20 protein-coding genes are annotated in these 22855 nt (G+C 61.2%); 13 read left to right on the top strand and 7 right to left on the bottom strand.

The window, feature by feature from the left end; translation table 11 throughout:
• Positions 1 to 36 precede the first annotated feature (36 nt).
• From J3P73_RS22915 to J3P73_RS22905, 3 genes are all read right to left on the bottom strand, one after another.
• Positions 37 to 594, bottom strand: a complete 558-nt coding sequence (locus J3P73_RS22915; RefSeq protein ID WP_226532073.1) for a hypothetical protein — start codon at positions 592 to 594, stop codon at positions 37 to 39.
• A gap of 30 nt (positions 595 to 624) precedes the next feature.
• The gene (locus J3P73_RS22910; protein WP_017995369.1) at positions 625 to 1701 is read right to left on the bottom strand and encodes a TraB/GumN family protein; all 1077 of its coding nucleotides are present in this window, start codon (positions 1699 to 1701) and stop codon (positions 625 to 627) included.
• A 191-nt stretch (positions 1702 to 1892) separates the two neighbouring features.
• Positions 1893 to 2828, bottom strand: coding sequence for a tyrosine recombinase XerC (locus tag J3P73_RS22905; protein ID WP_130675854.1), 936 nt, complete (start codon positions 2826 to 2828; stop codon positions 1893 to 1895).
• A gap of 139 nt (positions 2829 to 2967) precedes the next feature.
• Between J3P73_RS22905 and J3P73_RS22900 the strand changes: the two genes are divergently transcribed.
• Both J3P73_RS22900 and J3P73_RS22895 read left to right on the top strand, forming a co-directional pair.
• Positions 2968 to 3918: a GNAT family N-acetyltransferase gene (locus J3P73_RS22900; protein WP_024323380.1), complete on the top strand. Its 951-nt coding sequence runs from the start codon at positions 2968 to 2970 to the stop codon at positions 3916 to 3918.
• A 16-nt stretch (positions 3919 to 3934) separates the two neighbouring features.
• Entirely contained in the window at positions 3935 to 4432 is a 498-nt protein-coding gene (locus J3P73_RS22895; RefSeq protein ID WP_130675853.1) for a GNAT family N-acetyltransferase, read from the top strand.
• On the opposite strand, the gene J3P73_RS22890 is transcribed toward J3P73_RS22895, so the two are convergent.
• From J3P73_RS22890 to J3P73_RS22880, 3 genes are read right to left on the bottom strand one after another with little or no spacing between them, the layout of a single operon-like run.
• Complete coding sequence (locus J3P73_RS22890; RefSeq protein WP_024323378.1) at positions 4413 to 5345, bottom strand: dihydrodipicolinate synthase family protein; 933 nt, start codon at positions 5343 to 5345, stop codon at positions 4413 to 4415. The two genes, J3P73_RS22895 and J3P73_RS22890, sit on opposite strands and share 20 nt — an antisense overlap.
• 14 nt (positions 5346 to 5359) lie before the next feature.
• Positions 5360 to 6232: an amidohydrolase family protein gene (locus tag J3P73_RS22885; RefSeq protein ID WP_018069054.1), complete on the bottom strand. Its 873-nt coding sequence runs from the start codon at positions 6230 to 6232 to the stop codon at positions 5360 to 5362.
• On the bottom strand, positions 6229 to 7941 hold the full coding sequence (locus tag J3P73_RS22880) for an IlvD/Edd family dehydratase (protein ID WP_018069053.1): 1713 nt from the start codon (positions 7939 to 7941) through the stop codon (positions 6229 to 6231). Before J3P73_RS22880 ends, J3P73_RS22885 begins: the two co-directional genes overlap by 4 nt.
• A 242-nt stretch (positions 7942 to 8183) precedes the next feature.
• Between J3P73_RS22880 and J3P73_RS22875 the strand changes: the two genes are divergently transcribed.
• Positions 8184 to 9209, top strand: coding sequence for a Gfo/Idh/MocA family protein (locus tag J3P73_RS22875; RefSeq protein WP_130692918.1), 1026 nt, complete (start codon positions 8184 to 8186; stop codon positions 9207 to 9209).
• Positions 9210 to 9239: 30 nt separating this feature from the next.
• Positions 9240 to 9911 (top strand): GntR family transcriptional regulator, encoded by a 672-nt coding sequence (locus J3P73_RS22870; RefSeq protein WP_018069051.1) that lies wholly within the window; start codon positions 9240 to 9242, stop codon positions 9909 to 9911.
• A 58-nt stretch (positions 9912 to 9969) separates the two neighbouring features.
• Here the strand turns inward: J3P73_RS22870 and J3P73_RS22865 are convergent, their stop codons facing one another.
• The gene (locus J3P73_RS22865; protein ID WP_130656540.1) at positions 9970 to 11598 is read right to left on the bottom strand and encodes a GH39 family glycosyl hydrolase; all 1629 of its coding nucleotides are present in this window, start codon (positions 11596 to 11598) and stop codon (positions 9970 to 9972) included.
• Positions 11599 to 11948: 350 nt separating this feature from the next.
• Here J3P73_RS22865 and J3P73_RS22860 point away from each other — a divergent pair, with 350 nt between their 5' ends.
• The 9 genes from J3P73_RS22860 (at position 11949) to atpA (ending at position 22855) form a co-directional block, all read left to right on the top strand.
• Entirely contained in the window at positions 11949 to 13850 is a 1902-nt protein-coding gene (locus tag J3P73_RS22860; protein ID WP_130692916.1) for an ABC transporter substrate-binding protein, read from the top strand.
• Positions 13851 to 13917: 67 nt separating this feature from the next.
• Positions 13918 to 14922 carry an ABC transporter permease gene (locus J3P73_RS22855; protein WP_003543481.1) on the top strand — a complete coding sequence of 335 codons (1005 nt, stop codon included), beginning with the start codon at positions 13918 to 13920 and terminating at the stop codon, positions 14920 to 14922.
• A 6-nt stretch (positions 14923 to 14928) separates the two neighbouring features.
• Positions 14929 to 15786: an ABC transporter permease gene (locus J3P73_RS22850; protein WP_024323372.1), complete on the top strand. Its 858-nt coding sequence runs from the start codon at positions 14929 to 14931 to the stop codon at positions 15784 to 15786.
• Positions 15787 to 15802: 16 nt separating this feature from the next.
• Positions 15803 to 16825 (top strand): ABC transporter ATP-binding protein, encoded by a 1023-nt coding sequence (locus J3P73_RS22845; protein WP_392709626.1) that lies wholly within the window; start codon positions 15803 to 15805, stop codon positions 16823 to 16825.
• Positions 16822 to 17712, top strand: a complete 891-nt coding sequence (locus tag J3P73_RS22840; protein ID WP_024323370.1) for an ABC transporter ATP-binding protein — start codon at positions 16822 to 16824, stop codon at positions 17710 to 17712. The genes J3P73_RS22845 and J3P73_RS22840 overlap by 4 nt, the downstream gene beginning before the upstream one ends.
• 106 nt (positions 17713 to 17818) lie before the next feature.
• Positions 17819 to 20035 (top strand): primosomal protein N', encoded by a 2217-nt coding sequence (locus J3P73_RS22835; protein ID WP_024323369.1) that lies wholly within the window; start codon positions 17819 to 17821, stop codon positions 20033 to 20035.
• Positions 20036 to 20114: 79 nt separating this feature from the next.
• Complete coding sequence (locus J3P73_RS22830; RefSeq protein ID WP_011653787.1) at positions 20115 to 20504, top strand: AGROH133_08824 family phage infection protein; 390 nt, start codon at positions 20115 to 20117, stop codon at positions 20502 to 20504.
• 255 nt (positions 20505 to 20759) lie between these two features.
• On the top strand, positions 20760 to 21326 hold the full coding sequence (locus tag J3P73_RS22825; protein ID WP_017966273.1) for a F0F1 ATP synthase subunit delta: 567 nt from the start codon (positions 20760 to 20762) through the stop codon (positions 21324 to 21326).
• Complete coding sequence (gene atpA, locus J3P73_RS22820; RefSeq protein ID WP_018069041.1) at positions 21326 to 22855, top strand: F0F1 ATP synthase subunit alpha; 1530 nt, start codon at positions 21326 to 21328, stop codon at positions 22853 to 22855. Before J3P73_RS22825 ends, atpA begins: the two co-directional genes overlap by 1 nt.

Raw genomic sequence — 22855 nt, 5'->3', positions numbered from 1 at the left:
CGTTAATCGATGAGGTGGCACAAATGGGAGTTTGATTTAGCTTATAGTTGGTTCGCAACGCATCCCGTTCCATGGAAAAGACGCCTTCCCTCCGTCACTCCAGTTTCCTTGGAATTCGGAGAAATCCGATGTGAAGGTTATAACCAGATTCCCGTGGCCATACTTGTCTTGCCAAACGAGATTGCGCGTTAAATCATTTCCATCACCGTCGTCGCTCGGCTCAGCCAGCAAGCCCGTGACAGTCTGCCCTTCCTCGAAGAATACGTAGCTTCCGCTTATCTTGCCGTCTGTGACACTCGGACCGAACGTTGTCTGCGCCTCTGCCATGATGCCGTTCGACAGGAGCTCCCCGCAATATTTCCCCAGCGGAAATCGATTACTCTGGGTGGCGGTGGCGATGCATGGGATACTGGAAGCGGCAAGAATCGCGACCATTCGTAAACTGCGAATAGCTTTCAATTTGTGCTTCCGCGGCGGCGGCAAAAAGTTGGGCCGATTTATAGTTTCCATCTCCGGCGAAATTAATTCGCTTCCCGAACCAGAGCTTGTTTTCACGCCGCCCATCCGGTGCACAAGGCCGACTTTGCCAAGCATGTCCGATCCGTCAATCTTGGCACTGAAGGCTTAATTTACAGCTGTCACGGTGAAGCCCTGCTGGCGCAGCAGTTCGATGACGCCGTCCTTGCCGGGCAGATGCAGGGCCCCGACGGCCATGAAGACGTTGCCGCTGTCTAGGATGGGCGCTGCGCGCTCGGCCATCACCTTATTGCGGTCAAGGATGACACGCTGCTCGAAGGCGGCATAATCGCTGTTTTCGCCTTCCTCCTCCGGTGTCACGGTTTTCAGCATCGGCATGGTCATGCCGATGTCGCCGGAGAGGTAGAGGTCGGTCATCGTCTCGACGACGTCGCTCATCTTGTCGCCGAGTTCCAGCGTCTCGATCAGCGATTTCAGATGGAATTCGACCGGCAGATCGGCCATGGCCTGGATCTGCTCGGCAAGGGTTTCCAGCCCCTTGACCTGTTTGCCCTGAGCAATGGCATCGGTGGCGATCTTCTGGTCGAGGAACTGCGCGCCTTTTGCCTTGCGGGCGATTTCGCAGGCCGGCAGGGCGACGGCGCTGGAAATCATCCAGGGCCGCATCCGGGAAACGGCGCTGATCGGGATACCGCGCTGCTTGAGGCCGGTTTCGAGACGCTTGTAGTCCTCGGGAGAAAGCAGCTTGTCGATCGTCGTGCCGTCGGTGAACATCGTCAGTTCCGGCTTTGCAAGCAGGGCGGCGGTCGCTTTCCGCTCATCGAGGATCTCGTCGGATTCGATGATGATCGTGTCGGCGGCATCGTGGGCTGCCTGGGCGCGCGGCGGCAGGGCCAGCACGCGCGGATCGGTGACATGCATGCTGCCGAGCAGCCACGAGGGTGCAAGTCCCGGCTTCTCGATCTTCCAGAAGATGCCCTTGCCGTTCGGCGTGGCGTCAGCTTCCTTGAGCGCCTCGGCATAGCGGGCAGGGTCGTTCTGCTGCAGCTCGACCATCAGGTTGCGGCCGGTGCAGGCGACATCTTCGGCCGCTGCCGGTCTTGCCGTCAGGAAGGCGGCAAACAGGGCGGCAAGAAGCAGCATGTGAAAGGCCGCGATTAGCCAGAGCAACAGATTGGCCGGCACTGCGAGGTAAGACGTCCGGCGGCCGATTGATGTGGTCATGATGGGTGTTCCGATTACATGCCTTGTGCATTTCATGCTCTACGCCCGGCTTGCGCATATTCCTTTAAGAGAAGGCCTTAACGAGAGCTTAAAGCGCCTCACATTCAATCGCATCCATGCGATGCGCTTTAAGCCTATCGTTTATGCATGTCGTTGCCCCAAAACCGCTGCGCACTTTTGGGCGACATCCATTACGCTCGCGGATGGGCCCGATCATACACCTCGAGCAGCCGCGATGCATCGACGCCGGTATAGACCTGTGTTGTGGAAAGGCTGGCATGGCCGAGCAATTCCTGGATGGTGCGCAGATCACCGCCGCCGGCAAGCAGATGGGTGGCGAAGGAGTGGCGCAGTGCATGCGGTGTCGCCGTTTCCGGCAGGCCGAAGGCGCTGCGCATCTTCTGCATGGTGCGCTGGATGATCGCCGCTTGCAGCTTGCCGCCGCGAGCGCCGCGAAACAGCGGCTCGCCGCTTTCGAGATGATATGGGCAGAGCGTGCGGTATTTCTCGACGGCGTCGAAAACCACGGAGAGCAGCGGCACTAGCCGCGTCTTGTTGCCCTTGCCGGTGATGCGCAGAGTCGTCGCGCGCTTCTGCAGGTCGGCGGGAGTAAGATCCAGTGCTTCGGAGATGCGCAGGCCACAGCCGTAGAGCAGCGTCATGACAGCCGCGTCGCGCGCCGCAATCCAGGGTTCGTCGTGGAGCTGGGCCTCATCGCTGACGACGGTGATCGCCTGGGTGTCCGACAACGGCTTGGGCAGCGATTTCGGCTGTTTCGGCGAGCGCACCGCGGCAGCCCCGGCGGCATTGACCAGGCCCTTCTTTTCGAGATGGCGCAGCAGCGAGCGAAGACCGGCGAGATTGCGGCCGAGCGATCGGGCGCCGGAGCCCTGCTTGCGCCGGGCCGCGAGGAAGGCGCGGAAGTCGGCGGGGCGCAATTCCCTGATATCGCGGAGCGTCGCCGGGCCGGCGAGATGGCCGGTCAGAAAGGTCAGAAACTGGCGGGTATCGCGCTCGTAGGCGTCGAGCGTGTGCTCGGAAAGACGGCGCTCCCCGGCGAGGTTTTCGAGCCACGCGGCCCGTTCCGCCATCAGGCGCTGATCGGCGATAACAAGCAGTTCGTTCACGTTGCGGGCCTTGATTTTGCCTTCAAGTCCGCCAATTTGGAGCAGGAACAGTTATGGAATTGCTAATGCCGGCCAAGCCTTTGTCATCCTTCGATCATATTCTACTGCGATAGCTTATACCCCATAAACAGGATCTTTCATGGCACGGCGCGATTCCATGACGGCTTTCGGACAGCTCGCGGAAGCGATCGCTCTCGTTTCACAGGGAAAGCCCGGTCATATCGTCGATACGCTGATTGCCGAACGCGGCCAGAGGATCGTGAAAAATCCGCTCTGGCCGGTCATGCGGCCGTTCCTCTACACACTGCTGCGCTATAACAAGGCGCTCGAATTCGCCAATGCGGTCGCCAAAATGCCGGGCTTCCAGTCGTTCGAATATATGAGCGACATGCTGAAACTCGACATCGGCATCACCAACGGCGAACGCATTCCTGATACCGGCGGCTTCATCCTCGTCAGCAACCATCCGACCGGCATCGCCGACGGCGTTGCCGTGTTCGATCTTTTGAAAGCGCGCCGGCCGGACATGATGTTCTTTGCCAATCGCGATGCCATCCGCGTCAATCCACGGTTTGCCGAGATGATCATTCCCGTCGAATGGCGGGAGGAGCATAAAAGCAAGCTGAAAGCGCGCGAAACGCTGCAGCTGACAAACCATGCGGTGAAGGAAGGCAAGGCGACAGTGCTCTTTCCCTCAGGCCGCATCGCCTATTGGGCGAACGGCCGGCTGAACGAACGTCCGTGGAAGACCTCGGCCGTCGGGCTTGCGCGCAAATACAATCTGCCGATCCTTCCCATCCATATGACGGCACGCAATTCGGGGCTGTTCTACTGGCTGGCGAAATGGTCGACGGAGCTTCGCGACATGACTGTCTTTCACGAACTGCTGAACAAACGCGGCGACCGCTTCGATTTCGTCATCGGCAATCTCATTCCGGCCGAACATCTGGACGGCGACCTCAACGAGGTGACGAAGGCGCTGGAGAAACATACAGTGCACGACATGGCTAGAGATGGTGACGCGAGTTTCGTGCCGGTCGGCCTGCCGGCTGCGGCGCCGCGCCGCGAGATTCCGGTTCCTGCAATCTAAAACCATCGGCATTGCCATGACAATTGATATCCGCAGGCTCCGCGATCGGTTGCCGCAGGAGATGGCAGGTCTCGAAAGCGAGGCCCGGCGGGAAGGCTATCGCCATGTCGCCCGCCTTATCGACGAATGGTCGGCCGGCGATATCAGGTTCGAACATCACGGCGAAAGGCTGCTTGGCGCCTATGTCGATGATGCGCTCATCGGCATCGGCGGCATGACCGTCGACTCCGTAATGTCAGGGGCGTTGCGGATGCGGCGTTTCTACATTCGTCCTGCAATGCGCGGGCGCGGCATCGGCCGGATGCTTGCCCAGGCTCTGCTCGACCATGCGCGTTCCTGCTGCAGCATCGTCACCGTTCATGCGGGAAACGATGCTGCGGCGAGGTTCTGGGAGTCGCTCGGGTTTCAACCCCACGGACGAGATGGACATAGCCATCTGCTCGAGCTGCACCGCCACAGCGATGATCCAGCGGCTTCGGATTTGCGCCGGTGCGTCACGCCCCGATCTCCTTGAGGCGGATGGCCTGACGTGCCAGCAGCCGCTCGACATCGGCAATATCAAGCGCCGAGAGCTTGGCGCCTGGCTTGCGCAGGGTGGCGGACTTGATCACGCCGCGCTTGGCAAGCACGTATTTGCGCGAGGCAAGGCCGATGCCCTGCTGCTGTTCGTAGCGGGCGAGCGGCAGATAGGCATCGAAGATCGCATGGGCGCGATCGGGATTTCCGGCGGCATAGGCCTCGACGACGCCCACCATCATCTCAGGATAACAAAAGCCGGTCATTGCGCCATCGGCGCCACGGCCCATCTCTTCGGGCAGGAAAAGCCCGCCATTGCCGCAAAGGATCGAGATGCGCCGCATGGCGCCCTTGTCGCTGGCGGCGCGAAGTGCCGAGATCTTCGAAAGACCCGGCCAATCCTCGTGCTTGAGCATGACGCAGTTCGGCACCTCGTTGACGATGCGCTCGATGACCTTGGGCGCAATCGTCACATTGGTTGTGAGCGGATAGTCTTGCAGCACGAAGGGCGTATCGCCCAGGGCCTCGCCGACCGACTGGTAGAAGGCGAAAGCCTGATCGTCGGTCTTGACGGTCCAGGGCGGCGCGACCATGACGCCGGCCGCACCCTCACCCATGACGGCTTCGGCGAGTTCGCTCATCGGCGCAAGCCCTGGCGCCGAAACGCCGACGACGACGGGAAGACGCCCGTCGAGGCGCTTCAGCACCCGTTCGACGACTGTCCGCGATTCCTCGGCGGTCAGCTTCGGAGCCTCGCCGAGCTGGCCAAGCACCGTCAGGCCGGTGACGCCGGCACCCTCGTAGAAATCGACCATGCTGTCGATACTGGCGAGATCGAGCGCGCCGTCATCGGTGAAGGGGGTTACGGCAATCACATAGACGCCCTTGGCATCTTCGGTCAGTCTGGCCATTCCTACTCTCCAAGTCAGCGGCCGAAGAACAGCGCTTCGGCATTTCGAACAAAAATCTTTTCGGCCATCGCGGGATCGTCGATGGCGGCTTGCATGGTCTCGATCAGCTCGGCGTCATCGGGCATGCCGTCCCACAATTCGGTGTGCGGCCAGTCGCTGCCCCAGAGCAGCCTTTCTGCGTGGGTGGCGGCGAGGGCGCGGCCGACTTCGGCGAAACCTTGATCGTTCATGTCCTTCGTCAAGCGGTAGGGCGCGGTGACTTTGACATAGGTATCAGCCGCGTCCATCAGCCTTCTCAGCGCATCGACATGCCGTGATCTCGTCTCCGTGGCAAGCGGAATGAAGCCGAGATGATCGATGGCGATGGGCAGGCGAATGCCGGACAGGGTTGCCGCGATATCGGGAAGTTGTTCGGGATTGATCTGCAATTGCAGCGACCAGCCGAGAGGGGCAATGCTTTCCGCCAATGTCCTGGCGGCGGCGAGCGGGAGGCCGCCCTTGTTGCGCGTGTTGATCCGCACGCCGCGCACGCCGAGCCGGTCGAGCCGCTCGATTTCGGTCTCCGCGGTTTCGGGATCGATGACGACGATGCCGCGCAGACGATCTGGATAGGCGGCCAGCGCCTCCAGCAGCACCCTGTTGTCGAGGCCATAGACGCTTGGCTGCACCAAAACGCCTCTGGCGATGCCAAGGCTGCCGGAGAATTCGATCCAGTCGGTGATCGTCGCAATGTCAGGCGTGTAGCTGCGTGGGGTATTGAGCCGAGCGCCGGCGCGAAAGACGTGGAAATGCGTATCGATCGTGCCTTCCGGCAGTGCGGCCCGCGGCAGCCGCGTCAGCGGCCGGCGGGGCAGGCAAAGCGGTGCCTCCATATCAGCGGCGCTCATCGCGCGTCGATCTCCTCGCTTTGCAGGAAATCGAAATCGGCGCCTTCGTCAGCCTGGAGCACGCGCTCCTGATAGAGCTTGGCATAGCCGCGCGACGGGGCAGGGGACGGCCGGTTGACGACTTCAAGCATGCGGCGATCGAATTCCGCCTGGTCGATATCGAGGTCGATGCGCCGGCCCTCGACGTCGAGGCGAATGTGATCGCCGGTACGGACGATCGCCAGAGGGCCACCATCGGCGGCTTCAGGGGCGATATGGAGGATGATCGTGCCGAAGGCCGTGCCGCTCATGCGGGCATCGGAAATCCGCACCATGTCCTTCACGCCCTGCCGCGCCAGCTTGCGGGGGATGGGTAGATAGCCGGCTTCCGGCATGCCGGGCGCACCCTTTGGCCCGGCATTGCGCAGAACCAGAACGTCGTCGGCGTTGACGTCGAGATCGTCACTGTCGATGCGCAGCGTCATATCCTCGACGGAATCGAAGACGACGGCGCGGCCGATATGCTGGAGCAGATCCTTGGAGGCGGCGGATTGTTTGATGACGGCGCCGCGCGGCGCAAGATTGCCGTGCAGGACCGCGATCGTTCCGATCGGCTTCAACGGTTTCTCGACGGTGCGGATGATGGTCTGGCGCGGCTCGTCAACGACATCGTCGATGATTTCGCCGATCGTTCTGCCGTAGACCGTCGGGGCGCTGCCGTCGATTTCATGGCGCACCGCCTTCAACAATGCCGGGACGCCGCCCGCCTCGTGGAACTGCTCCATGTAATGCTGACCGGAGGGCTGCAGGTCGACGAGCAGGGGAATGCTTCGGCCCAGCCGGTCGAGTTCGGCCATGTCGAGGCGCAGGCCGAGGCGGCCGGTTATCGCGGCAAGATGGACGACGGCATTGGTCGAGCCGCCCATCGCCTGCAGCGCGACGAGGCCGTTGCGGATTGCCTGCGGCGTCAGGATATCGCGCACCGTCGGTGCGGCCTCATCCATGGCGAGACGCGCCGCGACACGGCCCGTCTCCTCGGCAAGGCGAACCCGTTCGGATTCGACGGCGGGCGCCGAACCGGCGCGGGGAAGGCAGAGACCCATGACTTCGGTCAGGTTCGCCATGGTGCTCGCCGTGCCCATCACTGTGCAGGTGCCGATCGAGCTGGCCAGCTTGTTGTTGACCTCAGCGATCTCGGCCTCGTCGATCTCTCCGGCGCGGAAGCGTCCCCAGAAACGGCGACAATCCGTGCAGGCGCCGAGCCGTTCGCCCTTGTGGTGGCCGACGGCCATTGGACCGGTCGGAAGGAAGATCGCCGGTATCTCGCTGCTGGCCGCCGCCATGATCTGGGCCGGCAGGGTCTTGTCGCAACCGCCGATCAGGACGACAGCATCCATCGGCTGGGCGCGGATCATCTCTTCCGTTTCCATCGCCATCAAGTTGCGCAGATACATCGAGGTTGGCGATGCAAAGCTCTCATGGATCGAGATCGTCGGAAACACCATGGGCATCGCACCCGCCAGCATCACGCCGCGCTTGGTTGCCTCGATGAGTTGCGGCACATTGCCGTGACAGGGATTGAAATCACTGTAGGTATTGGCGATGCCGACGATCGGACGGTCGAGCGCATCGTCCGAATAACCCATGGCCTTGATGAATGCCTTGCGCAGGAAAAGAGAGAATCCCTGATCGCCGTAACTCGTCAGCTTGCGACGAAGACCGTTCGACAAACCTGTTCCTCCCTCGCCAAATTGATCCATGGCCGTGGTGTCAGCGTAGAGGGATACGGGTGATTGTCAATAAATAAGATGGCGTCACTGTATCGTATTTTTGGATTTCTTCGGCGATCACCATACAATACAGTGGGAATCTGCGAAATTAGCACTTTCCTTCGATAATCGAACGATTGGCTTTTGTGACGAAGCCGGATAGATTATTGATAAAATGAGACAGAATGCAGAGGAAGCGCGCCATGACGGGAACGAGACGACGGCGTATCGGCATTATCGGTGCCGGCTGGGTCAGCGCCTACCATCTGCCTGCATGGATGCGGCAATCGGAAAGGGCCGAGGTCGTGGCGATTGCCGACCCGTCGCCGAGCGCCATCGCAGCCCGGCTTGCCGCCTTCGATGTCGCGCGCCACTATACGAGCGCGCAGGCGATGCTGGATGCCGAGCGGCTCGATGCCGTGGATATCTGCGCGCCGCGGGAGTTCCATGTCGAACTGGTCCGGCTGGCGGCGGCAAAGGACCTCGATATCATCTGCCAGAAGCCGCTGGCACCTTCCTACCGCGATGCGGTCGAGCTGCTGGCAGGTCTTTCCGGCAGGGGCAGACTGATGATCCACGAGAACTGGCGGTTCCGCGCTTATTATCGGCGGCTGAAGGCGTGGCTCGACGAGGGGCTTGCCGGCGAGATCCGCCAGGTGCAGTTCGAATTCCTGTCCAGCGGCATGATCGCGGATACAGAAGGAAAAAGGCCGGCTCTGGTGCGCCAGCCGTTTTTGCGGACGCAGCAGCGATTGCTGGTCATGGAAGTCATGATCCATCATCTCGATACGCTGAGATATTTGCTGGGCGAGATGGAGGTGGTCAGCGCTCGGCTTGAGAGGAGCAATCGCGATATCGTCGCGGAGGATGTCGCAAGCGTCGTCCTGCGCCGGACGAGCGAAGGCGTTCTCGTCACCATCAATGCCAATCTCGCCGCGCATGGCGCGCCGCCGACGCCGCGCGATCACCTGCGCATCTTCGGGACGCGCGGCACGCTCGAACTGAGCGGCAATCTGCTCTCGGCCGAGGGTGCGCAGCAGCGCCGGGAGAGCTTCGATCCTGACGAGACCTACCAGGGCGCCTATGACGCGACCATTGCGCATTTCCTCGACAGCCTCGATGGAAGGGCGGCGATGGAGACATCGCCGGACGATAACATCAAAACGCTTGCTCTCGTTGAGGATATCTATCGCTTGAGCCGGTTCGACCCGGACCGCAATCCACTGTAACATGGCCCACCGCCGTCAGAGGAGATGACATTGCAGACGCTCAACGAAAGCCGCGAAGACGGCATCGAGCATGATGATTTAAGTATTGCCCGCGCGCTGGAGGAGGACATCATTTTCGGGCGCCTGGCGCCTGGAACCCGTCTGACCGAAGACACGCTCCTTGCCCGCTTTCACGTCACCCGCCATTTCGCCCGGCAGGCGATCGTGCAGCTCGAGACGATGGGCATCGTGGTTCGGGAGCGCAACAAGGGGGCGACCGTCCGCTCGCTGACGGCTCGCCAGGTCCAGGAAATCTACGACGTGCGGGAACTGCTGCAACGGCAGGCGGCGCTGTGGATAAAGCTGCCGGCGCCCGAGGCATTGATCGAGGAATTGCTGGTGCTGCACGAAGAGCATGGCCGCCACATCGAATCCGGCTATCTCAGGGGTGTGCACGAGGCCAACGACAAATTCCATCTGACGCTCTTCGGCGCCTGCGGCAATGCGCATCTGGTGCAATCGATCGAGCTCTATATGCGGCTCAGCCTGCCGGTGCGCGCCAATTCGATGTCGAGCAAGGAGTCGTTGCGCATCTCGCACGAACATCACCGGCTGATGATCGAGATGCTGCGTGGTGGGGATAATTGGGTTCTCGCCCAGCTCTGCGTCGACCATCTGCAGCCGAGCAAGAAGCGTTATCTCGCCTATGTCAGCGAGAACTGACCGGGCTGGTCTTGAAAGGGAGCGCAAACTTTCGATTGCGCTCCCTTCGCCTACCGGCTCACCAATCGAGGCGCAGGAGAGACACGCCCTGACGCGGTAGGGAGACTTTGAGGGTGATCTTGCCGTCATCGACCTTAGCCGTTGCCTCACCTTCGATCTCGGCGAGTTTTCCCGAGGCTTCCAGCCTGGCATAATCTTCGCCGGCCGGATTCTGCGGCTTGCCCATCGCCTTCCAGACGCCGAAAGCGTTGGAATGCTCCTCGTCCATCCTGAAATGTTTGAGCGAGGCGGACGTGTCGTCCCAGCCGTCGAGATTGACCGTGATATCGGCGGACGGCCCGGCTTCATCATCGTCGTGGTAGTGCCAGAGGAGAATGGATACGCCCTTGTCGTCGCGGGTCGCCACGACGTTGACATCGGGCTTGCCGCGAACGCCATGGCTCATAATATCATCGATGTCGCGGCGATAATCGCTTTCCGATTCCAGCCATTCGCCGCCGAGTTTGCCGAGCATGCGGAAGCCGTTGAGGACAGCCTTGTCGACGCCGTTGGTGGCAAGATCGCGGAAGCCGTCGAAATAGGGCTGGTCGTCGAAGAGGAAGGCCCAGGTGACTGCGCCTTCGATGTGGATGTTGGCGCGTCTTGCAAGCTCATAGGTGCGGATCATGCTTTCGACGACATAGACGCCGTAAAGCGGGCCGTTGCGATAGCCGTTCTGTGGATGGACGCGTGCGGAGCAGGCGGCACAGCCTTCCGGATCAGATTCGCCGATCACCACGGGCAGATGCCGGAGTTCCGGAAATTCGTTGATGATGGCAAGGTTCGTCTCGATGTCGCGGAGCTGCTTGTGCAGGCCCATCCGCACGTGACCCTCATAGATCACCGGATTGCCCTTGGCGTGGAAGGCGAGGAAATCGATCGGCGACTTGTTGTCGACGACATGCTTGAGGAAGGCGCGCAGGAAGGTCTGGGCCTTTTCATTGGCAAAGGCGCCGCAGGTGTGCGGCCCGCCGACGCGAGCCTTCGGCAAAGCGCGCTTCAAGGCCTTGGCGCTGACGTCATACATTTCGCAGAATTGTGGGATGGTGCCGGTCCAATAGTGGCCGTCCGGCTCGTTCCACACTTCCCACGGCCAGCGTGAAACGACGTCCTCACCATATCTTTCGGCGAGATGGCGCGCCCATGCTTCGATCAGGTCGCCCCATTTCTTCAGGTCCGTCGGCGGGGCCGTCCAGCCGGTGGTGATCGTTGCGTATTTGTCGGCCGGCTCCCACTGGTGGCGATAAGGGCCGTCGAAGTCGGAGAGCGCTTCGGGCGTGAAGCCGATCTGAATCAGCGGAATGTTGCCGGCTTCGACATAGGTGTCGAAGATCTTGTCGATGATCGTCCAGTCGTAGACGGGATTGCCGTTCGCGTCCTCGGTATAGGCATTGGTCGAACCCCATTTGAGGGCAGGCAGGCCATCGCCGCTGGTCAGAAGATTGTGCGCGCGGATGCGGGGCGGCTCGGGGCTGAGCTCGGTGAGTTCCTTGAGCAGCTTCCTGCCGTGCGGGGAGTAGGTGTAGTTCGGCTCGTCGTAACCGAACCAGTTCCACAAGGGTTGGTATTTGCCGGTTGGCCGGTTGGCGTGAACGGAGATTGTCACGTCATAGGGGCTGCTCATCCTGGTGTCCTCTTGAACGGTCATGCCAAAGCCTCCTCCCGAAAGCAGCCGACCTGTCTGGTGATGAAGTACGGCCTCTTGGGAGGGTGCCGCGCTCGCCGCAAAAGCTAAGCCAAACGCTCACTTTGTCAATAATATAAAAAAGCAGATCATCACCGCTCATCTAAAATGCCTGAAAATGCGCTATTTTTTATAGTCTGCAAAATTATCAGTTGCCGTTTCTCAAAAAATTGTCGATAACTATCGCGTGAGTTCGCCCGCCGCCGAGGAGTGCATGTGCCCTGCGGCACGCGCAGGCAGGGGTTCGCTGGACGCCATCGTCAATTGATTACGGGAAGCGCTCGCTGCGGCGAGTTGAGGAGGAGGAACATCCGATGAAGTTCCGTAAATATGCAGCCATTGCCTTATTGTCGCTCATGGCCCTTCCGGCATTTGCGCAGGATTTCATTGCCGGCATACCGCGCAATGAAACGCTGATCATCCAGGGTACGCCGCAGCAGAATGCCGACTGGTTCAACGTCTGGGCTCCGGGCGGCGGGGCGGCGGCAAACCTCAACGGCCTGCAGCAGCTGACTACCGATACGCTGTGGTTCATCAATCCCGAGGGCGGCAAGGATGCCTGGCAGAATGCGCTGGCCAGCGAACCGCCGAGCTATAACGCCGATTTCACCGAGATGACGGTGAAATTGCGCAAGGGCATCTTCTGGAGCGACGGCGTCGAATTCACCAGCGACGACGTGGTCTATACCGTGCAGACGCAGATCGATCATCCCGGCATGGCCTGGAGCGCGCCCTTCACCGTCAATGTCGCGAGCATCGAAAATCCGGATCCGCAGACGGTCGTCTTCCATCTGAAGAAGCCGAACTCGCGCTTCCATACGCTTTTCACGGTGCGCTGGAATGCCGCCTGGATCATGCCGAAGCACGTCTTCGAGAAGGCCGCAGATCCGCTGTCCTTCAACAATAATCCGCCGGTTTCACTCGGGCCCTACCAGCTGCAAAGCTATGACAAGGGCGGCAACTGGACGATCTGGAAGCTGCGCGACGACTGGCAGCGCACGTCGATCGGCCTGGCTGCAGCACAACCGCCCGAGGTCAAGTACGTCGTCTATCGTGCCGCCGGCAATCCGGAAGCTCGCGTCATCGAACAGCGCAACCACAATCTCGACGTCATCAACGACATGGCGCCCGAGGGCATGTTCTCGATCATGCGTGACAGCAAGAGCACGGCATCCTGGCTGAAGGGCTTCCCTTTCGCGCATCCGGACCCGACGCTGCCTTCCGTTCTCTTCAATACGAAGAAGGCGCCCTTCGACAATAAGGACGTGCGCTGGGCTCTCGCTCTGCTGATCGATATCCGCGAAGTGGCGCTCGGCTCCTATCGCGGCGCGGCCAATATCGCCGCCCTTGCCACGCCGCCGACGGGTTCTGCCCCGGACGACTATTACGCACCGATGCAGGACTGGCTGACGAATTTCGAGCTCGACACCGGATCCCGCAAGATCAAGCCCTACGATCCCAACATCTCGGCGCAGATCGCCAATATGGTGCGCAGCCAATGGGCCGATCAGATCCCGACCGATCCGGCCAAGCTGCAGCGTACCTTCGGCTTCGGCTGGTGGAAAAAGGACGTTGAGGCTGCGACCGAGCTGCTGCAGAAGGCAGGCTTCAAGAAGAGCGGTCGCCAGTGGGTGAAGCCTGACGGCACGCCCTTTACGATCCGCCTGCAGGTGGAAGGCGATGCCATCCCGACGCTTGCCCGCGCCGGCACGGTGATTGCCCAGCAATGGACGCAAGCCGGCATCGCCACCAAGGTCGATGTTGCCGGCCCGACCAATGGCCAGCGCCTCAGCACCGGCGATTTCGAGACGGCGATCTACTGGAGCATCGAGACCTGGGGCGGTCATCCCGACCTCTCCTTTTTCCTCGACAGCTATCATTCGGAGTTCATCAAGCCGGTCGGGCAGATCCAGCCGCCGCGCAATCTGCAGCGCTGGCAGGATCAGCGTCTCGACCAGATCATCGAGCGCAATCGATCGATCGCCTTCGATTCGCCGGATGTCGCCAAACTCGGCCAGGACTTCCTGAAGCTCGCCGTCGAGGAAATGCCGATGATCCCGCTGATGGCCTACAACAAGTTCGCGCCGCTCGATACGACCTACTGGACCAACTATCCGAGCGCGGACAATCCTTATTCGGCTTCGGGTCCGAACTGGTCGAACATTCGCTACATGGTGGTCGGGCTGAAGGCCAATCCGGATGCGCCGAAGCCTTGATCGAGGCACAACAAAGGAAACAGCCGGCCGCCGGCTGTTTCCGTTCTGCTATTGAAGGGTCGATGTCATGAACGGCTTTCTGATCTATGCGGCAAAACGCTTTCTGCAATTTCTCTTCGTGGTCTTCACCGGCATCACGCTGGCCTTCCTGATCGCGCATTTTTCGCCGGTCGATCCGATCGAGCAGACCGTATCGCTGTTGACGAGCTTCGGTTCCACCGATCCGCAGGCCGTCGAAATCCTCCGCGAATCGCTGCGCGAGCTCTACGGCACCGGCGGCCCGCTGCTGGAGCAGTATTTCACCTTCTGGGGCCGTGTCCTGACCGGCGATTTCGGCCCGTCGCTTTCGTCTTTTCCGACCCCCGTGATGACCGTTATCGGCCGGGCGCTGCCCTGGACCGTCGGGCTTCTGACGCTCGCAACGATCATTTCCTGGATCATCGGCAATTTTCTCGGCGCGCTTGCCGGCTATTTCCGCAGCAGCAAGCTGCTGAAGGTTGCCGGCATCGTCATCATGGCGCTGCAGCCGATCCCAACCTACATCATCGGTCTCAGCCTGGTGATCCTCTTCGGTTTCATCTGGCCGATCCTGCCGATCAGCGACGGCGCGCAGGTCAATCTCGCGCCGGCCTTCAACTGGGCCTTCATCAGCTCGGTGATCGAACACGGCATCCTGCCGGCCCTGACCCTCGTGCTCGTCGGCATCGGCGGCTGGTTCATCTCGATGCGCTCGCTGGTTTCCAACATCGTCACCGACGATCACGTCGTCTATGCCGAACTTGGCGGCGTGCGCTCGCGCAGCATCTTTTCGCAATATGTGGCGCGCAACGCCATGCTGCCGCAGGTCACCGGCCTGGCACTCAGTCTCGGCAATGTCTTCGGCGGCGCCGTCATCGTCGAGTTCGTCTTCAACTATCCCGGGATCGGCAAGCTTCTGATCTCCGGCATTTATTCCGGCGACTACAGCCTCGTTCTCGGTGTCACCACAATCGCAATCATCGCGGTTGCCGCCGCGGTCTTCGTGATCGACATCATCTATCCGCTGATCGATCCACGCGTGAAACTGGGGTAATCCGTGATGTTCAAAGTCCTCAGAGATCTGCTTCGCTACAACAAGGAGTTCCTGCTCGGAACCATCCTGATCTCAATCATCCTGGCCCTGATCGTGGCGTCGTTCTTCTCGCCCTATGACGAGAATGCCATCTATGTGGTCGCGCCCGACATGCCGCCTTCGGCCGAATTCTGGCTGGGCACCACCTCGCGTGGCCAGGAGGTTTTCTGGCAGATCGCCGCCTCGATGCGCAATACGCTGTTCTTCGGCATCATCGTCGCCTTCGTCAGCCGCATCATCGCCATCGCCGTCGGGCTGATCTCCGGCTATATCGGTGGGCGAACCGACCAGATCATCATGGCGGTCAATGATACGCTCGGCGCACTGCCGAACATTCCGATCCTGCTGCTTCTGGTCTTCGTGCTTCGCGACCAGATGACGTGGTTCATGCTGGCGATCACAGCGGCGCTGCTCGGATGGACGCATGACAGCCGCCTGATCCGTTCCGTCGCCCTGTCTCTGCGCCACCGGGAATTCACCCGGCACGCGGTCTTTTCGGGCATGCGCACGCGGCAGATCCTCATCCGCGAGCATCTGCCCTATGTCATGCCGATCGTCTTCTTCACGACGATGAACAATCTGATCTGGGCGATCGGCCTCGAGGTGACGCTCTCGGTGCTCGGATTCTCCGACATCAACCGGCCGACGATCGGCGGCATGATCTACTGGGCCAATGCGCATTCCGCGATGGTATCGGGCGTATGGTGGTGGGTCGCCTTTCCGATGCTCTTCGTGGTCATCCTGTTCCTCGGCCTGTTCATGCTCGCCATGTCGGTGAACGAATATATCGACCCACGCTCGCGGCTCGCCCGCATGGGAGCATGAGGAGATGCAGAACCTGATGAGGACGCAGCCTTTGACCCTTGCCGAAAACGCCACGGACGCGCTGACGATCGACGGGCTGAAATGCTATTACGTCAACGACTATTTCGGTGTGCGACGGGAGATCCGCGCGGTCGACGATATTAGCCTGACCATCCGCAGAAACGAGATCTACGGCATTGCCGGCGAATCCTCGAGCGGCAAGACATCGCTGATCAAGACGCTTGCCGGCGCCATCCGGCCGCCGATGCGTGTCGTCGGCGGAACGGTCAAATTCAATTTTGCCGACGGGCCGATCGATGTCTATGGCGAACCGAACAAGATGAAGGCGGCACGCTGGCGCCACCTTTCCTATATCATGCAAGGCTCGATGAACGTGCTGAACCCGGTCAGAAGGGTCAAGCACGCCTTCACCGATTTCGCCTCCCGCCACATGAACCTCGATCCAGATGCCTTCCGCGCGCGCGTCGAGGCGCATCTTGCTAGGCTGCATCTCGATCCGCATGTGCTCGAGGCCTTTCCGCACCAGCTTTCGGGCGGCATGCGCCAGCGTCTGACGATAGCTCTCGCCACTGTCTGCGAGCCGGAATTCATCATCGCCGACGAGCCGACGACGGCGCTTGACGTGCTCGTCCAGCAGGACGTTCTGGCGCTGATCAAGGAAGTGCAGATGCGCCTGCAGTCCTCAGTCATCTTCGTGACCCACGACATGTCGGTGCATGCCGCCATCACCGACCGGCTGGCCATCATGTATGCGGGACGGCTGGCGGAGGAGGGGCCGACGCAGGCGATCTTCGACAATCCGCAGCATCCCTACACCGTCCACCTGATCGGCAGCCTGCCGCGCATCGGTGATGTTTCGACGCGAAAGAGCCTCAAGGGCAAGCCGCCGGCACTTTCGGATCCACCCTCGGGATGCCGTTTCCATCCGCGCTGTCCGATCGCGATCGACAAATGTTCACGTGAAGTGCCGCCCATGCTGCCGAGCGCCACGGGAGGCCGGGTCGCATGCTTCCGTGCCGGGGAGTACCAGATCCAATGAGCGGCCATTTCCTCCTCGAACTCGACCATGTGACCAAGCTCTTTCCGATCGGTGGTTTCTTTTCACGCGAGAAGATGAAGGCGGTCGACGATGTCAGCTTTGCGCTTAGCGCCGATAAGCCCGAGATATTCACGATCGTCGGCGAATCCGGTTCCGGAAAGTCGACGCTGGCGAAGATGATCCTCGGCAGCGAAAAGGCCGATCGGGGCAGCATCCGCTTCGACGGCACGGATGTGAAGGCGGTGCGGTCCCGTCGGGATCGCGAGGCTTTCATGGCCAAGGTCCAGCCAGTCTTTCAAAATCCGTTCGAGGCCTTCAATCCGCTGACGCGGATCGACGAGTATCTGCTGGCCACCGCCCATCGCTTCAAGGGCGCAAAGAGCCGGGCCGAAAAGGAAGCGCTTGCCGATGTCGCCCTTCAACGTGTCGGCCTGTCGATGGCGGAGATAAAAGGTCGTTTCTCGCATGAGCTTTCAGGCGGCCAATTGCAGCGCATCGCCGTCGCCCGTGCGCTGATACCCGAGCCGAAGCTGATTGTGGCGGACGAGCCGGTCTCGATGGTCGACGCATCGCTTCGCATGTCGATCGTCAATCTCTTCCGGGATCTGCGCGACGCTCTCAACGTCTCGATCGTCTACATCACCCATGATCTTGCGACCGCCTATTACATTTCCGACCGCGTGGTGATCATGCGCAAGGGCGTGGTGGTGGAGAGCGGCGACGCCAGGGATGTGCTGGAACATCCGAAACACGCCTATTCGATCGCGTTGAAGAACGCTGTCCTGCCGCCCAATCCACGCGAGGCGTCGGCGATCATCCGCCTGCGGCAACGCAATGCCGAGACAAATGAAGCCACTTCCGGCAGTGGTGACCGCCTTGCGCAGTGAAGCTCAACTTCTGAGCTTCACTGTTTAAATCGTCGCGGCGACCCGTAATGCGCGGCTCCGTCTTTGCGGTTCCAATTCCATCGATTTGCGGGCATGGTCTCGCCCGATGAGCACAGATTCGTCCGATCTCTTTGGCGCGCTTTTCGAGGCACCGCCCGCGAACCGAACGGTTCCGGTGCTGGTGCCGATGCCGGCGCCCAAACCCTATTCCTATTCGGTGCCGGATGGCATGGCGGTCGAGCCCGGCTCGGTCGTGCAGGTGCCGCTCGGGCCGCGACAGGTGATCGGCGTCGTCTGGGACGGCGGCGAGGACGGTGTCGATCCGAAGAAGCTTCGGCCGATCAGCCACGTCTTCGACTGCCCGCCGCTTTCCAGCGAGATGCGGGATTTCATCGATTGGGTGGCGACCTATACGCTCTCGCCGCCCGGCCTCGTCGCCCGCATGGCGCTGAGAGCGCCGAACGCCTTCGAGCCGGAACCGATGGTGGAGGGGTTGAAGCTCGTCGGCGGCGAACCGGAGCGGATGACGCCGGCGCGCGCCCGGGTGCTCGATACGGCCTCCGACGGTTTTTCCTGGACACGCAGCGGCCTTGCGCATGCGGCGGGTGTCTCGACGAGTGTCGTCGACGGGCTGATCACGCTCGGCATCTTCGAGACGGTATTCCTGCCGCCGCCGCCGGTGGTGGCGATGCCCGATCCGGATTTTGCCGCTGCACGTCTCGAAGGGCCGCAGAAGCAGGCGGCCGAAGAGATCGTTTCCGATGTCCGCAAGGGCGAATTTTCGGTGTCGCTGATCGACGGAGTGACCGGCTCCGGCAAGACGGAGGTCTATTTCGAGGCGATTGCCGAAACGCTGAAACGCGGCAAGCAGGTGTTGATCCTGCTGCCGGAGATCGCGCTGACGGCCAGTTTCATGGAGCGCTTCCAGGACCGCTTCGGGGCAAAGCCTGCCGAATGGCATTCCGATCTTGCGCCGCGCATGCGCGAAAAGGTCTGGCGCCAGGCGGTGACCGGCGAAGTGCGGGTGGTGGCGGGCGCGCGCTCGGCGCTCTTCCTGCCGTTCGAGGATCTCGGCCTGATCATCGTCGACGAAGAGCACGATCCCGCCTACAAGCAGGAGGATCGTGTCTTTTACAATGCTCGCGACATGGCCGTCGTGCGCGGCCGCATCGGTGATTTTCCCATCATTCTGGTGTCGGCGACGCCGTCGGTCGAAAGCCAGGTCAACGGCCAGAGCGGGCGCTACAGCACCGTTCATCTGCCGACGCGTTTCGGCGATGCGGCGATGCCGGACCTGCATCTGGTCGATATGCGCAGGCACGCGCCGGAGCGGGGCGGCTTCCTGTCGCCGGTGTTGATCCGGGCGATCGGCAAGACGGTGGAAAAGCGCGAACAGGCGCTGCTCTTTCTCAACCGGCGCGGTTATGCGCCGCTGACGCTCTGCCGGGTCTGCGGCCACCGGTTCCAATGCCCGCAATGCTCGAGCTGGCTGGTGGAGCATCGCTTCCGCAAGCAGCTGCAATGCCATCAATGCGGCCATGCCGAGCGCACGCCGGAGGCGTGCCCGGAATGCGGCACGCTCGACCATCTCGTCGCATGCGGGCCAGGCGTCGAGCGCATCGCCGAGGAGGTGGAACGGCATTTTCCGGAGGCGCGGACGATCGTTCTCTCCTCGGATATCATGGGCGGGGTGAAGCGGCTGCGGCTGGAGCTGGAAGCGATCGCCAAGGGCGAAGCCGATATCGTCATCGGCACCCAGCTTGTGGCCAAGGGCCACAATTTTCCGCTGATGACGCTGGTCGGCATCGTCGATGCCGATCTCGGCCTTGCCAATGGCGACCCGCGCGCCGCCGAGCGCACCTTCCAGCTGTTGTCGCAGGTGACGGGCCGGGCCGGGCGCACCGGCCTCAAGAGCCATGGTCTGCTGCAGACCTATCAGCCGCAGCATCCTGTCATGCAGGCAATCGTCTCCGGCGATTCCGATGCTTTCTACGAGCGCGAGATCACCGAACGCGAACGCGCCCTATTGCCGCCCTTCGGCAGGCTCGCCTCGATCATCGTTTCAGCCGAGACCCGCCACGACGCCGAAAACCATGCGCGCGGCATGCGCAACGCCGCACCGCAGGTGTCAGGCATTTCGGTGCTCGGCCCGGCCGAAGCGCCGCTTGCGCTGGTGCGCGGCCGCCACCGTTTCCGTCTTTTGGTGCACGGCCGGCGGAACTCGGACATGCAGGGGTTCCTGCGGGCGATGCTGTCGCAATCGCCCAAGGAGCGCGGATCGGTGCAGGTGCAGCTGGATATCGATCCGCAGAGTTTTCTCTAAATGAATGACGCCGCCATTCCCTCCTTTTTCGGCCCATGCCATAAAACACTGATTCATCCGGGTGATTTGGGGCTGATGCATGGAGTTTTACTTTCCGACCGAGCTTGGCGAGCAGCTTGCCTTTTGCTCCGCCGCTTTCACGGCGCTTGCCGGCTTCATCATGATGTTCGCGCCGGGCCAAACTTTCCGCCTTCTCGGTCTGCAGGCGCAGGAGGGGCGGCCGGAAGGCTTCGGCGAGGGACGCTCGATGGGCGGTTTCTATCTCGGTTTCGGGCTGTCGGCGATCATGCTCGCCCAGGATTGGATCTACATGGCGCTCGGCGCCTCCTTCGCGATGGCTGCCTTTGCCCGTATCATCTCGATCCTGTCCGATAAGGGGAGTAATCTCGTCAACTATTTACTTCTGGTTGTACAGATCGCCTTGGCCGCGCTACCGCTGCTCTACGTCTTCGGCTTCACCCAGACGTAAGTCTGGCTGCCGACAGACGGCTTCTTTGGCCTGCTTCCAGGCCATTGCGCAATTTTGCGGACAGAAATTCATATGAAAGGCGTATTCGGGCGTTACGCGTGTTGCGAGTCCGAACATCCTATGTTAGACGGACCCCGAATTTCGGAAGAAGCAAGAGGCTTCTCTTGTGATTTCTGGGGGAAATCAAAACGAATTCAAGATCATAGGTTCGGCGCCCGCCGAGAGCCGGATTTTGGGTTGAAATCAGGGAAATTTGTGCCAGTGGCAGACACGTCCCAGCTTACTTCTGGTGTTGCAGAACGCTATGCCTCGTCGCTTTTCGAACTGGCGCTCGAGCAGGGCGCCGTCGACAGCGTCACCGCCGATCTTGACCGTTTCCAGGCGATGCTGGATGAGAGCGCCGACCTGAAGCGCTTCGTCGCAAGCCCGGTTTTTTCAGCCGAAGACCAGCTGAAGGCGATCGTCGCCATCAGCGAGAAGGCCGGCATCAGCGGTTTCTTCGCCAATTTCCTGAAGGTCGTGGCGCGCAACCGCCGCCTGTTCGCCCTGCCGGGCATGATCAAGGCCTTCCGCATCATCGCCGCGAACCATCGCGGTGAAATCTCCGCCGAGGTCACCTCGGCGCATGCGCTTTCGCAAGCGCAGGAAACCGAATTGAAGGTGGCACTCAAGAGCGTTACCGGCAAAGACGTGACGATTGCCGTCACGGTTGATCCGTCAATTCTTGGTGGTCTGATCGTGAAGGTCGGGTCCCGTCAGATTGATACGTCTCTTCGTACCAAACTCTCTACCCTTAAGCTCGCATTGAAAGAGGTTGGCTGATGGATATCCGCGCCGCGGAAATTTCCGCAATTCTCAAAGACCAGATTAAAAATTTCGGCAAAGAGGCAGAAGTCTCGGAAGTCGGCCAGGTTCTCTCCGTCGGTGACGGTATCGCTCGTGTCTATGGTCTGGACAATGTCCAGGCCGGTGAAATGGTCGAGTTCCCGGGCGGCATCCGCGGCATGGCGCTGAATCTTGAAGCCGACAATGTCGGCGTCGTCATCTTCGGTGCCGACCGCGACATCAAGGAAGGCGACACCGTCAAGCGGACCGGCGCCATCGTCGACGTTCCGGTCGGCCCGGAGCTGCTCGGCCGCGTCGTCGACGCGCTCGGCAATCCGATCGACGGCAAGGGCCCGATCAACGCGACGCGCCGTTCGCGCGTCGACATCAAGGCTCCGGGCATCATTCCGCGCAAGTCGGTTCACGAGCCGATGTCGACCGGCCTCAAGGCCATCGACGCGCTGATTCCGATCGGCCGCGGCCAGCGCGAGCTGGTTATCGGCGACCGCCAGACCGGCAAGACCGCGATCCTTCTCGATGCCTTCCTGAACCAGAAGGCCATTCACGACAACGGTCCGGAAGGCGAGAAGCTTTACTGCGTCTACGTCGCCGTCGGCCAGAAGCGCTCGACCGTCGCTCAGTTCGTCAAGGTGCTCGAAGAGCGCGGCGCACTGAAATATTCGATCATCGTTGCCGCGACGGCTTCCGACCCGGCGCCGTTGCAGTACCTGGCTCCGTTTGCCGGCTGCGCCATGGGCGAATATTTCCGCGATAACGGAATGCATGCGCTGATCGGTTACGACGACCTGTCCAAGCAGGCCGTGTCCTACCGCCAGATGTCGTTGTTGCTGCGCCGCCCGCCGGGCCGCGAAGCCTATCCGGGCGATGTTTTCTACCTGCACTCGCGCCTGCTCGAGCGTGCTGCGAAGATGAACGACGACCAGGGCGCCGGTTCGCTGACGGCTCTGCCGGTTATCGAAACGCAGGGCAACGACGTGTCGGCCTTCATTCCGACCAATGTGATCTCGATCACTGACGGCCAGATCTTCCTTGAAACCGACCTGTTCTACCAGGGTGTCCGTCCGGCCGTGAACGTCGGCCTGTCGGTTTCCCGCGTCGGCTCGGCGGCGCAGATCAAGGCGATGAAGCAGGTCGCCGGTTCGATCAAGGGCGAACTTGCCCAGTATCGCGAAATGGCCGCCTTCGCCCAGTTCGGTTCGGACCTCGACGCTGCGACGCAGCGCCTGCTGAACCGCGGCGCACGCCTGACCGAACTCCTGAAGCAGCCGCAGTTCTCGCCGCTGAAGACGGAAGAGCAGGTCGCCGTGATCTTTGCTGGCGTCAACGGCTATCTCGACAAGCTGCCGGTCGCTTCGGTCGGCAAGTTCGAGCAGGGCTTCCTCTCGTACCTGCGTTCGGAAGGCTCTGCCATCCTCGACGCGATCCGCACGGAAAAGGCAATCAGCGATGATACCAGGGGCAAGCTCACCGCTGCTCTCGATAGCTTCGCAAAGTCTTTCTCGTAA

Source organism: Rhizobium ruizarguesonis (assembly GCF_017357285.1).
Taxonomy (GTDB): Bacteria; Pseudomonadota; Alphaproteobacteria; order Rhizobiales; family Rhizobiaceae; genus Rhizobium; species Rhizobium ruizarguesonis.
The sequence above is the reverse complement of the archived record's forward strand: the minus strand, read 5'-3'. Positions and strand labels throughout refer to the sequence as shown.